7 protein-coding genes are annotated in these 16307 nt (G+C 33.5%); all 7 read left to right on the top strand.

Translation table 11 applies throughout. From position 1 onward, the window contains the following. The 7 genes from HHX25_RS04980 (at window position 1) to HHX25_RS04950 (ending at window position 16303) form a co-directional block, all read left to right on the top strand. Window positions 1-1374 carry an alkaline phosphatase D family protein gene (locus HHX25_RS04980; RefSeq protein ID WP_169670773.1) on the top strand — a complete coding sequence of 458 codons (1374 nt, stop codon included), beginning with the start codon at window positions 1-3 and terminating at the stop codon, window positions 1372-1374. A gap of 20 nt (window positions 1375-1394) precedes the next feature. Next, a complete protein-coding gene (locus tag HHX25_RS04975) occupies window positions 1395-2210 on the top strand; it encodes a YncE family protein (protein ID WP_169670772.1) in 816 nt (271 codons plus the stop codon). Between the two features lie 110 nt (window positions 2211-2320). Beyond that, complete coding sequence (locus HHX25_RS04970; RefSeq protein WP_169670770.1) at window positions 2321-3586, top strand: hypothetical protein; 1266 nt, start codon at window positions 2321-2323, stop codon at window positions 3584-3586. A 437-nt stretch (window positions 3587-4023) separates the two neighbouring features. Next, the gene (locus HHX25_RS04965) at window positions 4024-6462 is read left to right on the top strand and encodes a hypothetical protein (RefSeq protein WP_169670767.1); all 2439 of its coding nucleotides are present in this window, start codon (window positions 4024-4026) and stop codon (window positions 6460-6462) included. A 125-nt stretch (window positions 6463-6587) separates the two neighbouring features. Further along, a complete protein-coding gene (locus tag HHX25_RS04960; RefSeq protein WP_169670765.1) occupies window positions 6588-10721 on the top strand; it encodes a hybrid sensor histidine kinase/response regulator transcription factor in 4134 nt (1377 codons plus the stop codon). Between the two features lie 469 nt (window positions 10722-11190). After that, window positions 11191-13098, top strand: coding sequence for an alpha-1,3-galactosidase-related protein (locus HHX25_RS04955; protein ID WP_240964243.1), 1908 nt, complete (start codon window positions 11191-11193; stop codon window positions 13096-13098). A gap of 130 nt (window positions 13099-13228) precedes the next feature. Beyond that, window positions 13229-16303, top strand: a complete 3075-nt coding sequence (locus HHX25_RS04950; protein WP_240964241.1) for a SusC/RagA family TonB-linked outer membrane protein — start codon at window positions 13229-13231, stop codon at window positions 16301-16303. Window positions 16304-16307: the final 4 nt, after the last annotated feature.

Genomic DNA, 16307 nt, shown 5'->3' with positions numbered 1-16307 from the left:
ATGTTATCATCTAGCAATAGAATTTATAAAAACTTGGCTTTTGTGGTATTTATTTGTTTTTGCTTGTATAATCTCTCGGCGCAAAGCAAATTAGGAACACCAAGACTTATGCAAGGTCCTATGTTGGGAGCTGCACACCCTACCTCCATTTATGTTTGGGGTAGGGTAAGTGGTCCTTTTCCTGTACAGATTGAATATTCTGAAACGAAAGATTTTAAGAACGTCAAAAAATCTGATATTATTAATGCCGAAAAGTCGAAGCACTATATCGTAAAATTCAATTTTACCAATTTAAAGGCAGGAACTCAATATTATTACAGAGTTCTGGTTAATGGAAAATTAGAGAAATATTTAAAGGACGAATTTCCTTTTCAGTTTAAAACAGCACCTTTATCAAAAGCAAATTCAAATTTTAGTATAGCATTTGGCTCATGTGTTCGATTTCTTTCAGATAGAGAACAACCTATTTGGAATGCTGTTTATAAAGAACAACCCAATTTGTTCTTTTGGTTGGGCGATAATATTTACGGTGATGCTTTAGATCCAGATATTTTAAGGGAAGAATATTTACGACAAAGAGACGTTGGGACACTACAATCGGTAATTCGTAATATTCCCAATTTAGCAATTTGGGACGACCATGATTTTGGTTTGAACGATCACAATAAAACCAACCCGATTAAAAAAGAAGCTCTGGCAGTCTTTAAGCAAATTTGGGCAAATCCAGATTATGGTGAAGACGATAATGCAGGAGTATATTTTAAGTATTCTTATAGCGATGTGGATTTCTTCTTTATAGATGGCCGATACCATAGAGATCCTAATACTGATGCAGATAGTGTAGAAAAAAGCCTTTTGGGAAAGCGTCAATACAAATGGTTGACCAAAGGTTTAGCAGAAAGCAAGGCGACCTTTAAATTGATTGTTTCAGGAAGTGGCTGGGCGTCTGCTAAAGGAATTGGTAGTGATTCATGGTCTTCATTTGTTACCGAAAGAAATCGCCTTTTTGAATTTATAACTCATAATAAAATAGGAGGTGTGGTTCTACTATCAGGAGATACTCATGTAGGAGAACTCAATGCTATTCCGTGGTCTAAAAATGGGGGGTACGATTTTTATGATTTAATAAGCTCTCCCCTTGCTCAAAGTACAGGTAGTAACTGGATGAAGGGCAGACGTGAAATTAGAATAAGACCAGTGTACTTTAACGGACCTAATTTTGGTAGAATAACTTTCCATCTTGATACCAAGTCACCCTATTTAGAATTTACATTAATCAACCCTAGAAACGAAATAGTCATGAAGCCTCTGAGGTTGTATGCTAAAGAGCTTCAGAATGGGGTGTCCACTTGGCGAAAAAAGCAGCAGAAATGATAACCATTTAATGAAAAACTATGAAACTTGTTTTAAAAATGTATAAAAAATATGTTTTCCTAAGTATTGCTTTCATGTTGTTTTTAATACCATCGAATGCTCAAGAATTTAAGGTTGTTAAAACCTATGAAGTACAACAAGCAAAACAAGGGGTAGCAGTAGATGGTGATTATTTCTATGTTGTTAACAATTCAAATATTGTTAAGTATACCAGAAAAGCTAGTAATCAGGTAAAACAATGGAAAGACACATCAGGAGCTATTAAACATTTAAACAGTGGTATTATTATAAATGGAAAATTGTATTGTACCAATTCCAATTATCCAGAATCTCCAATGGCTAGCTCTATAGAGATTTTTGATCCAGAAACTCTTATGCATATAGACAATGTGAGTTTAGGTATCTATATAGGATCAGCGACCTGGTTAGATTTTTATAATGGATATTGGTATGTGGCATTTGCGCATTATACAGGGAGAGGCTCTTCCGAAGGAAAAACAAATAGTTGGACACAATTAGTGAAATTTACAAAAGATTGGCAACGCATAGAAGGATGGGTTTTTCCAAAAATACTCATAGGAAAATTTGGCACACGTAGCAATTCAGGTGGTTTTATAACCAAAGAAGGTACCATTTATGCTACGGGCCATGACGATAAAGAACTTTACAAACTAAAATTTCCTAAAATAGGACATACGCTAATCTGGAAAAACACATATTCAATTCCGTACGAAGGTCAAGGTATTGCTTTAGATGCCTCTACCGAAAAAAGCTTAACACTTTTCGGCATTATAAAAAAAGATAACAAAGTGATTCAAACAATTTTAAAAAAATAACAGTTATGCAATTATCAAAATATATAATTAACCTCTTGCTAATAGGGGTACTAATGATTTCCTGCACAGATTCAATTGAGTCGGAAATAGAATCAACTCAGTCAAACAACATGCAGTCAAAAGAAGCTCAATCTAAAGTAGGAACCATCTCCAAAACATTAATGAGTTTAAATAACGAACAGCGAAGAGAATTTCTAAGATACTATTCTCCTATTATATTTAAACAGGCACACGAATATAGTAATGACCATTTGGGATATGATTGGATTACCAATTTTTATTTCGATGGAGACAATAGCCTTAAAAATAACAAAAAAAATTGGTCGAAGGAACTTGATTTTTTTATTGATAAATCTAAACATTCCGAATGGCAAATTAGACCTACATTATATACCTCAATCATTGAGTTTTACGATAATGAACTTGACACCAAAAGTGTCATTTTATTGTATCACGTATATCACGCAAAACAAAGAGGGTCTATACATGATTGGGAGCGTATAGAAATTAGAATTGATGATGTGCAGGGCAACCCAGGATCTGGAGAAGGCATAAACTATGTTGTAATTACAAGACATGGTTTGCATAATGCAAGAGAATACCCAGACGAAGATCTTAACTTTATGAATACAGCTAATGGAAAGCACGTTATGATATGGCAGGCAGATTGGGATTATGGTGTTATCGGTACAGCCGAATTACGATTTGTAGAGGATTCCTGGAGTACTGTTAACTCAAAAAATAATAATAACAATAGTGCTAAGGTAGATATTAATGGCTCTGGCAATAATAGATTTCACTATATTTTTACTTTTGAAGGCGATGCTACTGCCGTTAACTATTGGAATGCGCAAACTTTAAACCAAAATAATGCGGCAAGTTTGGCATCAGGAAAATCACAGGACATCACAGTTAAATTTAATAGAGTCAAAAGAATTACTTATGAGCTTCAAGATATAGCAGATATAATCCCTACACATTTAAGCAGTGTTAATTGGAAAAAAACAAGGCAGGTTAATTTAAGTTCCCCAGTACTTAACGAAGATGGTTCTGTGGCCATTGCTTCGGGAACAAGAACATTTTATTATGAGGCTCTAGATGTTGAAGATGAAGATGAAGATAGAGATGGTTTTATAAGAAAACATTGGTTTTGGGGCGTTTATTATTATGGAGAAGAAGGTGATTATTTTTATGAAAAGTTAGATCCTCAACCTTGGCAACAACATGTTTATTTTGCACACAATGGAACCAGAGGAAATGGAACAAAGACAGACGAATTGGCTAACAGAGGTTTCTTTTTAGGAAAAGGAAGTTACACAAACTGGCTGTCCAATGAAGGTTTTGATGGGCGTTGGGTACAGTTGTTTCAGGATTAATACATTTTTATGAGTTTACGCTAATATAGTTTTTTGTTTTATAGCGTATTGAATTAGTTTGTTTGATTAAAACCGCAGTATTGTCAATACTGCGGTTTTTTATGATTAATGATATGTTATGAATGTATTATAAACGTAAATTTGTAAGCAATTAACGTTCTAATTTTTTGCAATATTTATATAATTTGTACATTTATCTCAATTAAAGTAAATCTATTTAGTTTTAAGGGTTTTATTTAGCTTTTAATGCTTTATTCTGAATTAAATGCTATCCAAACTGCTAGATTATAGATGAAATTAAACACTGATAATTGTATGATTTTCAGTGTTTTTATTTTTTTAGTATGAGAAGTAAATGAGCTTCATCTAATAAATTATTTAAATAGAAATTTTATAAGAGATGGCAAACAATATCTTATAAATTAAGAAAATATATTATGAAATTACATTTTTTTATTTCATTGGTCGTTATTTCGGCTTTGGTACTGCCAATACATGCGCAAATAGTTCTTTTAGGCGATAATGCACCTCATGAAAATGTTAATGATGGAAACTTCTCTGCGATTTGGGGGTATTGGAGAAAAGCAGAGCAATCCCCATTTTGGATAACTCGTGCTGTAAAAGGAGAAAGTGAATACCCCATGGGGCTCCATCATGGTACTTTGTTTTCAATGTATGAAGTTGCTGTAGCCGAATCGAAAATATTAAATACAAATCCAGAATACCAACAACCTCTTGCGGGCGATGTTTTAAATTGGAGTTTTGGTGCCGATTTGGAGTATATAAGTGATGGTACAATGACTGTAAGTTTGGTTTTTGGAACTTATGAACGAATTCTGGCTGAAAAAGTGAAATTAATAGGATCAGATAAAATCGTAGAACATTTTAAGGGTACTTACACTGTTACAAAAGAAGATGCCAAGGCAGGTCTTCCTTTTGTAAGGGTTACTTTTTATTCAGGAGAGGATGTTAAAGTGTATTTGCATTATGTTAACATAAGTGTCGTGGCGCCCAAAAAAGCAGGTCCTGTATTAGAAGTAAATACTACTGGTACTGGTATGCAGTTAAGTTGGACCAATAAAAAAATAAAAACAAATACCAAGTTTAAAATTTACAGAGGTCGTGATTTTGAAAAAGGGATTGCTTACGATTTAATAGGTGAAACAACATCAAATAATTTTGTAGATAGCAATTTTATAACTGGGGTTGAGTATACTTATATCGTTACCCAATTTGATACTGAAGAATCAGCAGGTTCTAATAAAGTACGGATAACAAAGTACGATAAAGAGGCGCCAGCCCCTCCGACTAACTTGAATGTTGAAGTATTTGATGCAGAATTAAAAATCAGCTGGACTAAAGTTTCAGATAAAGATGTTAAAAGTTACTCCATATATCGAGGGGATGCCAATGGAGAGAAGATGCAGGAGATTGCTCATGATATCAAGGGTAATAAGTATTTAGATTTTACTCCTATTAAAGATATTGAGAATACCTACATAGTTTTTGCCCATGATTTTAGTGGTAACAAAAGTATGGCATCTAAGCCTGTAAAAGCAAAAGTTAAAATGGTTTCAGGAGCATCTTTTAGCGATTTAATACGTCCGATGCCAATATATAAAGAGCTACGTTCAGATTTATGGGGAGCAGAGAGTGTTCTTCCTCGTGATCCAGACAATGGTATTGAGGATCCTAATTGGAGTTATTGGGGAGGTCGCCCAGTGAAAGGCAAAGAAGGAAAATACCATATGTGCGTAACCCGCTGGCCAGCGAATGCTACAAAAGGACATTGGGAGTGGCCTAGTTCGACAGTAGCTTATGTGATGTCTGATGAGCCAACAGGACCGTATGTTGTGAAAAAAGAAAAGGCATATAATTTTGCAGATGGTTATGGACATAACCCAGATATCATTTTATTAAATGATGGTACTTATATACTCTATTCCCTTATTAATTGGGAAGCCACATTGTTTAAGTCAGCAGCAATGGGTGGGCCATGGAAACGTCTAGGGACTATGACTGTCAATACAGAAACAGCTGATGAAATTCCCGAAAGGTTTTATCGCTTTTATAGAAATTTGTCTGGAGTGCATTTAGATGATGGTCGTTTCCTATTTGTAACAAAAGGCGGCGCCATGATGCTAAGCGAAGGAACAAACCCTCTTGGACCATATAATGTGCTTACCAAGCCAACAGAAGGGAATCCAATTATTCCAGAGAAATACCGAAACTCTAATTATGAAGATCCAGTATTATGGAAAGATGAGGTGCAATACCACATGATGATAAATGCATTTTGGGATTATCGGGCCATCTATCTACGCTCACCAGACGGTATTCGCTGGAAATTTAACCCAGGAACAGCATATACGCCTAATAATACCTCCTACGAAGATGGAACACAAACGCATTGGTATAAATTGGAAAGGCCACATATATTGCAGGACGAATATGGGCGTGCAACCCATTTGTCTCTTGCTGTTATTGATGTGCCAAAAGCGGACGACCTGGCAAGGGATAAGCACAGTTCAAAAAACCTTATTATGCCACTTACGCTTCATAAACGTATGAAAATGTTAAATAAAACTCCTGTTAATATAGATACAAAATCTATAAAAGTGCTTGTAATCTCAGAATCAGGATTCGACGCACAGAAGGATATAGATATAGCATCACTGCGCTTTGGAGCCTCAGAAGCGGTTAATTATGGAAGAGGAGCCAAAGTTATAAAAACAAAGAAAAAAGGAAAAAACCTTATTATTGAATTTGAAGGAAAAGGCAATGGTATAACCAAAGATAATTTTGTATGTAAGATGTTGGGTAAAACAAAATCAGGAGATCTGTTAATAGGCTTTACCAGATTATCTGCAAAATAATATGAAACAGTTATTGCTTAATTTAAAAACTCTCAAATACTTCTTATACCTTTACAAAAAACTTAAGCATTTTGCTTAGTCAATTTAATTTTGATACTTTAGTTGTCGATGTAAATTGTTTTCTTATGTTCGAAAAGAAATATAAACTCTCCATTTTACTTTTATCACTGTTTTTTTTTGTATTTAATTTATTTGCTCAAAAAAAAATTTTAGAAGCTTCTTCTAATTTTACCATTTCTAGTGGTTTGTCGCATAATGGAATTACTTCTATTTTAGAAGATTCTAATGGGTATTTATGGTTTGGTACCTATGAAGGGCTGAGTCTTTACGATGGTTATGATTTTAAAATATATAAAAACAGGGTAGGCGAAAAATCTCTTGTAAGCAATCGGGTAAGAACATTATTCGAAGATCAAAAAGGTAAAATATGGATAGGAACTGATGAGGGAATTAGTTTGTATGATTTATCAACTCAGAAATTTAAAAGCTTATATTCAAATAAGTTAGTAAAAAAAGGATTAAATGGGCCTGTTGTTAGAAGCATAATATCCAATAAAGATGGTTTTGTTGTTTGTGCCACAGAAGAATCTGGAGTTTTAGTTTTTGATGATAATTATAATTTCATAAATGCATACACGCCAAAAGGGGTGGTTTCTCAAGATAAAGTTCGGTTTTTTCAAGGAATCATGTTAGATGAGTCTCAATATTTATATGCTACTTCTCAGGGACTTTTCATATTTAATTTAAAAACGAAGAGTTATAATAGGGTATTGCAAAATAATATAATGCAAAGTAGTTCGATTTCTGTTTTAGATCAAAATACATTATTGGTAACACTTTTCCTTGGAGTCGCTATAATTGAAATAAAAAAAGAAGAAGGAGGAAGCATAACATTTCAATTAAGAAAGAAACTCCTAACGCAACATAAGTTTAACAGTAGTATGGTCGATTCGACCAATAAACTATGGTTGGGGTTATTAAATGATGGGGCTGTCCGATTTAATCAAGTTAATGATTTTATAGATGGGGAAAACGGGAAAGAATTATATTTTGAATTTAATTCAGGTTATATAAAGAGTAGTTGTTTTTATGAAACAACAACAGGTGACTGTTGGTTGGGAACTTTTAATGAAGGGCTTTTCAAATTTGAACTTAATCAAAACCCATTTAAAAAGTACAACACCAAAATGGGATATAAATATGGCGTTAAAGCCAATAATATTACAGAAATTTCGCCTATCGATGACAAAAGTGTGTACTTGAGCGATAGTGGTGGTGGAGTTGCTATTTTTAACACAGAGCTTCAAAAATTTGAGCCTATTAAAAATCCAGTAATAGACGAAAAAAAGATAGAGTTGGGAAACACCTTTTATGACTCAAGACAAAATTTATGGTTTAAGGTTAATGGTGCTGGTTTATGTCGATTAAAAAAGAACGATACCAATATTGAAGTCGTATATAATGCTGCACCGCCACTTTTTAACTATATACATATTCAAGACTGTACAGAAGATAAAGATGGAAATATATGGGTAGTTGGAAATTATGGTGTTTTCAAAATAATTGTAAATAACCAAAATAAGATTATTAATGTTGAGACCATAAATGACAATCCGTATTTTAAATCCGAAAAACTAGGATTTATAAGGTGTGTATATCCAGATCCGTTATACGATTATGTATGGATTGGAACCGATAAAGATGGGCTCTTTAGAATAAGTAATAAAGCCCCTTTGTATAATACCGAGATAGACCAATATGTTAATGAAGAAGGTAATGATGAGACATTATCAGACAATTTTGTGAGTTCAATTATTAGATTGCCTAATGAAGAATTATATGTTGGAACTGAAGGTGGGGGGATATGTAAAGTATTAAATAGTGACAGCAAACCAAAGTTTGTTACTTTTTCCGAGAAAGAAGGATTGTCCAATAATGTTGTAAAAAGTATTCTATACGATAATGAGTATAATTTGTGGATTGCAACTAATATTGGCTTAAATAAATTTAATACCAAAGATTATACCTTCAGAAGATTTACAGATTCAGACGGTCTGCCCTTTGAAGATTTTTGGTACGCTTCAGAACATTTGAAGAACGGATATTTAATGTTTTCGGGTTTGGATGGTTTTTGTTATTTTAAACCAGAAGATATTCTAAATAAAGAAGCACTACCAAGATTTGAACTCGAAAACCTTAAACTATTTAATAGGTCGGTAACCGTTGGAGATTCTGTTAGTGGTAGAGTAATACTAGATAAACGATTGGCGGAAATAGATGAGGTAAAGCTTAAACATAATGAAAATGTATTCTCATTAGAACTTACAAGTCTACATTTTTCTAACCCTAAAAACCATCATATAAGATACAAGTTGTCTCCATTAAATGAAGAATGGGTTGAAGTACCCTCTAACCAAAAGACTATTTACTTTAGTGGTCTTCCGCCTGGTGAATACATTTTAAATACATCGGCTTCAAATTCTTTAAACGAATGGACACCAATTCAAGCTTTAAAAATTACTGTATCTACACCCTATTGGAAAACAAAATTGGCGTTTTTCATTTATTTTCTAATTGTGACACTTATCGTTTTTCTGATTATAAAAGTCATTTTTAGAATTCAGGCTTTAAATCATAAAGTTGAGATAGAGCAAATGGAAATTGATAATGTTAAGCATTTAAATGCGGCGAAACTAAGATTCTTTTCTAATATTTCTCATGAAATAAAAACGCCCCTAACACTTATTTCAGGACCGATAAATTTATTGATACAAGAATTTGGAAGGAATTTCAATGCTGTTGAAAAATTAAAGCTTATCCAGCGTCAATCTAAAAAAATGATTCAACTTGTAGATCAAGTACATGATTTTCAAAAAGCAGATTTCGAATTACTTAAAATGAACTATTCTCATTTTCATTTCAATTTGTTCATTGAAGAACTTATAAAAGACTTTGAGTTTTTAGCTAAAAATGAAGATAAACAGTTGTCCTTAAAAAATAATGCAAGTGATGTTTATGTGTCTGCAGATAAGCAAAAGCTAGAAAAGATTTTTAACAATCTACTTAACAATGCCTTTAAATACACAAAAAAAGGTGATTCCATTTCATTACATATTAGTAAAGAAGATAAAAATTTAATTGTTTCGGTTATAGATACGGGCAGAGGGATCGACAGTAAAGATCTGGAACATGTTTTTGAAAGGTTCTATCAATCTCATAAAAGACATGAGTCTTACATTGGAGGCTCGGGTATAGGATTAGCATTTTCGAAACGTCTAGTTGAGATGCACTATGGCTATATAAGTGCTGAAAGTGAAATAAATGAAGGGACCACTTTTACGGTTAGGCTGCCAATAGTTAAAAAGGGAAAAAATAATAACGAAACAAGCCAAAAGGAAATTTTATTGACTGCTGAAAAAGAATTGGAGACCAATACCATGTTAATAAATAATGATGGTATTACAGATATAAAGATAGATACAGAGTTCTCGGATGCCACAATTTTTTATGCAGAAGATAATTTGGATATGCGTTTGTTTGTATCAAAGTCATTATCAAAGTTCTTCAATATAACTACTTTTGTTAATGGTCAGGAATGTTTGGATGCTATGGAAAATGAGTGGCCGGATATTATTATTAGCGATTTATTAATGCCAGAGTTAAATGGATTAGACCTATGCAAACGTGTAAAATCTGATGTAAAAACCAGTCATATACCAGTTATACTATTAACAGCTTGTGTTGCTGGTGAAGACAGGATCCAAGGCCTTAGAGATGGAGCCGATGCCTATATTAAGAAACCATTCAATATGGAGCATTTGGTAACGCGGGTAGAAGCCTTATTACTAAACAGAAAGCAATTGCGAGAGCGTTACCAAATAGGGATTCCTTTAACAAAAGAGAATAATAAGAACAATGCAAACGACAATGCATTCTTAGAGAAACTTTATAATCTTATGGCAGAAAATTTAGATAATCAGGACTTGGATATAAATCAGTTTGCCAGAAAATTATTTTTAAACAGAACCTTGTTTTATCAAAAGGTAAAAGCACTTACTAACCATACGCCTTTTGAGTTATTGAAAATGTACAGATTAACTAAAGGCGCAGAGTTTTTGGTTCAGGAAAAACTATCGGTTAAAGAAGTGGCCATACGCACAGGTTTTAAGAGTAGAACGCACTTTACCAGATTGTTTAAAGAGAAGTATGGCACGACGCCAGGGATGTATGCAACAGAAAATGAGAAAAAATATTCTTAAAACAAAGTTATAAAACTCCTAAGTCCAGAGATATTAATCCGTGTTTTTCATTTATATTAAATGATTTTATTTCAATAAGATCTTTGATTATAGATCTAAAACTTAAGCTTTTCCGGTTCTTAATAATTGAATTATAACAGTGTTATAGTAACTTTTAAATCTATTAACAGCTTATTTCTTTTATTTAAGCAATTTAGTCATCTTGTTTTTGCAACTAAATCAAATACTTACTCTTGGGTACCTATAAATTATCCAGAAATACATCCTTTAGTTTGATTATAAGTTCCTTTGGCTTGTGTTCAAGTATTTTCAGAATAAAGCATTAAGTAACGTTATAAACCTTATTGTGGTCTGATATTCAGTTTGATAAGGTTGTTACTTACTGAGGTGATCCTCTTTTTTACAGAGGAGGACATGATTTAAAAGCAAAAAAATCAATTTTAAACCCTACAATAATTTAAATAAAAATATGTCGCCAAAAAAAATTAATTCTGCAATAATTCTAATGAGTTTAGGTCTATCTCTATTCCTTTTAAACACAGGGTGTTTTGCTAAAAAAATAAAAGCAGAGTCTGTGTTTTTTAACAATAGTATAAAAGAAGACGCTACTTCTGCTGTGTTACATAGAATATTAGATGCAGGAGATAAGCCTATTTCAGAAATTAAATTTGAAAAAGGGACATACCATTTTTATCCAGATAAGGGACTGGAGCAGTTTTGTTACATATCAAACCATAATGATGTAGTCATAAAAACAGCATTTCCTATTTTCAATATGAAAAATCTGGTGATTGATGGTCAGGGATCTACGTTCATTTTTCATGGAAAAATGATTCCTTTTTTAATTGACATGTCTCAAAATATTACATTAAAAAATCTAAATATTGATTGGGAAATTCCTTTTCACAGTGAAGGTTTGGTTGTGTCTAGCGATTTAAAAAATCGCACATTTGATTTGAAAATATCCGATGCATATCCATATGAAATACGTAACGAACAGTTGTATTTCATTAAAGAATCGTATGAACATAACCTCGGACAAGCTATTTTGTATGATCCAGAACGTAAAGCTATAGCTTACGATACGGAATCGTATACACCACTTACCTTATATCATCACTTACCAAAAAGTGAAGGTGTTGTGAAAAACAGTACAAATTATAAGTACAAATTAGACCCAATAGCACCTAGTCAACGCGTTATTGGTAGAGAATTTAGGCTAAGCGTAAAAGAAATAGAGCCTGGATTGATTAGAATTTTTAATCATGGTAAAAAAATACCTCCAGTTGGAAAAATACTGGTTTGTAAAGGAGAACAGCATTTAAATAGATTGGCTCCAGCCATTCGTTTAACGGGGACCTATGGCTTCAAAGCTACTAATGTTAACATTCATCATGCGGGTGGAATGGGAGTGATAGCAGAAAACTCGGCAGACCTGATTCTAGATAATGTAAATGTTACACCCTCACATGGTCGTATGGTTTCAACAACAGCAGATGCTACGCATTTTGTTGGATGTAGAGGCAAAGTAGAATTAAAAAATTGTACGTTCAATAACCAATTAGATGATGCTACTAATGTACATGGAACCTACCAAGAAGTTATTGATCTTTTAGGAGAAAACACCATAGGTGTTCGCATGGGGCATTTTCAACAACAAGGTTTTGTTATAGGAAAAACTAATGACACCATTGGTTTTGTAAGGTTGAGCAAATCTTTCTTTCCTTATGATAAGCTGACTATAAAGTCTACCAAGCGTTTTAATAGTAGATACCAAATTATAACTTTTAATGAAGCTTTACCAAAAAATTTAGAACCTGGAGATTTAATCGAGAACTTAAGCGGTTATCCAGAAGTATTGGTAGAGAACTGTAATATTAGCCGTAACAGGGCACGTGGATTGCTGTTGTCATCACCCAAGGAAACCATAATAAGAAATAACTTTTTTAGTACCGAAATGGAAGCACTTTTAATACCTGTAGAAAGTGGGCATTGGTATGAGTCTGGCAATGGTTCGAATATAACCGTTGAAAATAATGTTTTCCAAGATTGCAATCATAGCGGATACGATCGGGGGGTAATACGTTTTGTAACAGATGACGATAATGAAAATATTGCTTTTAATAATATAAAGATAAAAGGAAATACATTTAACCATTTTGACAATCTGGTTCTTGAAATAGCAAATACGAATAACCTTGAGTTTTCAAACAATACAATTTCATTGTCAAAAACCTTTCCTAAACTTTTCAATCAAGATTGTGCGATCATGGTAAAATCATCAAAAAATATTGAATTCAAAAATAATACATATAAGGGTGAGGCACCCCTTATTCTCGAAACCGAAAAAGATATGCCTAAACTAACATTTAACTAAAACTAATAATTTATGAAGAACAACCAACATTGTAAGTTGCTAATATCCTTTAAGATAGGGGTTTAAAACTTGAATTTAACTAAACTAAAATTTGAAATTAATTAACAAACAAATGAGACAAAAAAAATTATTGAGATCAAGAAAATTGCTAGGGCTCAAGAGCCTAATGCTTTTTCTTTTTATCCTCTTGAGTGTTACTAACATTCAATCGCAAAACACAACCATAACAGGAACTGTTAGTGATACTAATAACGGACTACCAATACCAGGGGTTACTATAATTGTAAAAGGGACTAGTACGGGTGCAGTTACTAATTTTGACGGAAAGTATTCTATCAATGCAGAAATTGGTGATGTTCTTTTATTCAGTTACCTAGGGATGGAGGACAAATCTGTTACAGTGACACAAACTACTATGAATGTGTCTCTCGACGAATCAGTAGAAGGCTTGGAAGAAGTGGTGGTTATAGGTTACGGTACTCAAAAGAAGAAAGAAATTACTGGAGCTGTAGGAAGTGTTAAAGCTCAGGATATTGAAAATATAGTAACTTCAGATTTGGGTAATGCCCTTCAAGGTCAGGTTGCAGGTGTAAATATTACGGCATCAGCAGAACCAGGAGGACAGTCAGAAATACTTATTAGGGGGATCACATCTATTTCAGGTTCTAACACGCCCTTATTTGTTGTAGATGGTATCCCTCAAGAAGGAGATCCAGGAATTCCACCTACAGAGATTGAATCTATAGATATTTTAAAGGATGCTGCATCTGCAGCAATTTATGGTACACGTGGAGCAGCTGGAGTTATTCTTATAACTACCAGACAAGGAAAAGCAGGTTCGCTATCTGTTAAATTAAATGCCAGTTATGGTTTACAACATATAACATCTGGGACACCATTAATGAATACTGCTCAACAAACCTATTTTAATCTGGTTAGGGACAGAAACCAAACAGGTAGTACAGACGATATTACGGTACTAAATTTTACAAGAAGCCCATTGTCTTTTCAAAATGATACAGATTTATCAGAGCTGGTATTTATAGATAACGCTCCCATACAAAACTATACGATTAATGTATCGGGAGGTACTAAAGATATTACCTATAGTGTTATTACAAATTTGTACGAAAAAGAAGGCATTATTATCAATTCTAACTTTAAACGTTTCAGTACACGTGCAAACACGACATATAATCATGGCAAATGGCGCATTAATGCGACAGCTGGTTTAAATAGAGAAATAACTGATAGGTCACCAGGAGGTATTATTACACAAACAGTACGTTATTTTCCAACGCAGCAAGGGTTAAATATTAATTCCGATGATCCGCTTATAAGTTTAAGAGGGGATGAGTCTAATAGACTAGGTTGGGTTATTGATAGTTTTGATAATACCGATAATGCACGCAGAACACGTGCCTATGCTCAATTTAATGCGAATTATGAATTTTTTAAAGGATTAAACATAGTAGCAAGAGTTGGTATAAATGAAACAAATGAAATTAGAGAACGTTTTAATGGCTATACACCTGTTTTTAATGCAATAAGTGGGGAAGAGATAAGTAACCCAGCTAATAGTTTCGTTCAAAATGATGCTAGTAGATGGTCTTCTAACACCTTCGATTCCTTCCTTACTTATAAGAAAAGTATAGGAGATCATAATCTTACGTTTACCGCTGGAGCTTCGAGAGAAGAATATGTATATAGAAATTTTACAGCTAAGAAGTATGCCGTTGCCAGTAATGATATTCGGGTGTTAAATAATGCGACATTAAATCCAGATGCAAGATCTGGTAACAATTACACCAATACAATTGTCGGTTATATCTCGCGTATTCAATATAACTACAAAGGCAGATACTTGTTGAGTTCCAGTGTGCGTCGTGACGGTTCTTCAAAATTTGGATTAGATAAACGATGGGGAACTTTTCCATCTATTTCGGTAGGTTGGAACATCTCAGATGAGCCATTTTGGGCACCAGTTAAAAGCACTGTAAACAACTTCAAATTTAGAGCAAGTAGAGGAACCGTTGGAAATGAAAGATTTAGTCCATATGCATTCTCTGCTGGAATTACACAAGGATTAGATTATGCTTTTGGCTCAGGAGAAGGTGCATTAAATTTAGGTGCTGCTCAATCTCAATTTGCTAATGCTGTTGTACAGTGGGAAACTTCTATTCAAAACAATATTGGTTTTGATTTGGGCTTCTTTAAAAATAAATTTACACTTTCTGCAGAGTATTATAATACAGAGAAAGAAGATATGCTATTTCCAATAGTATTACCAGGTTCTACTGGAGGAGGTAATAATTCTCAAGTGGTTTTAAATGTTGGTAATATGACAAATAAAGGTTTTGAGCTCTCTGCAGGGTATAGAGGTGAAATAGGTAATTTGAATTTTAGAATGAATGGGGTTTTCACGACTAACGAAAATGAAATCACAAAAATTAATGGAGAAGGCGGCTTTCTGTTTACCAATGATTTTGGTTTAATAAGCGGTGCCAAATCTAGTTCGCAGGTTACTGTACTGGCAGAAGGTTACGAGGCAGGAGCATTCTTTTTATATCCAACAAATGGGGTGGCAGATACCCCAGAAAAACTTGCAGAATACCAACAATTAGAACCTAATGCAGAATTAGGTGATTTAATTTATGTAGATAGTAATGGCAGTGGAGATATTTCTGATGCCGATAGGGTGTACAGTGGTAGTGGATTGCCAGAATATGAGATAGGATATAATTTAAACCTTGATTATAAAGGTTTTGATTTATCAATGCAGTGGTATGCAGCATTAGGGCATGAACTTATGAATGGTGCTGAAGCTACAGCATATGGTTATGGTAGACATAGAGATTTGATTTATGCCTGGTCTGATGTAAACCAAGATTCTCCAATTCCAGCATATAGAGGTAATGTTAAAGATCACCCTAATTACAAAGGTTATACAGACTTATGGTTAGAAGATGGGGATTACTTGCGTCTAAAAAATATTACATTAGGGTATAGTTTTTCAAAGAAAATTACAGAGAAATTAGGTATTTCCAAATTCAGAATATATGCTACAGCGCAAAATGCTCTAACCATTACAAACTATGAAGGTTTTGATCCAGAAGTTGGAGGGGGTATACAAGCAAGAGGACTTGATAAAGGAAGATATCCAATAACCTCACAATATATATTTGGATTGAATTTTAATTTTTAATATC

It is taken from the genome of Flavivirga algicola (assembly GCF_012910715.1).
In the GTDB taxonomy this organism is placed as follows: domain Bacteria; phylum Bacteroidota; class Bacteroidia; order Flavobacteriales; family Flavobacteriaceae; genus Flavivirga; species Flavivirga algicola.
The sequence above is the reverse complement of the archived record's forward strand: the minus strand, read 5'-3'. Positions and strand labels throughout refer to the sequence as shown.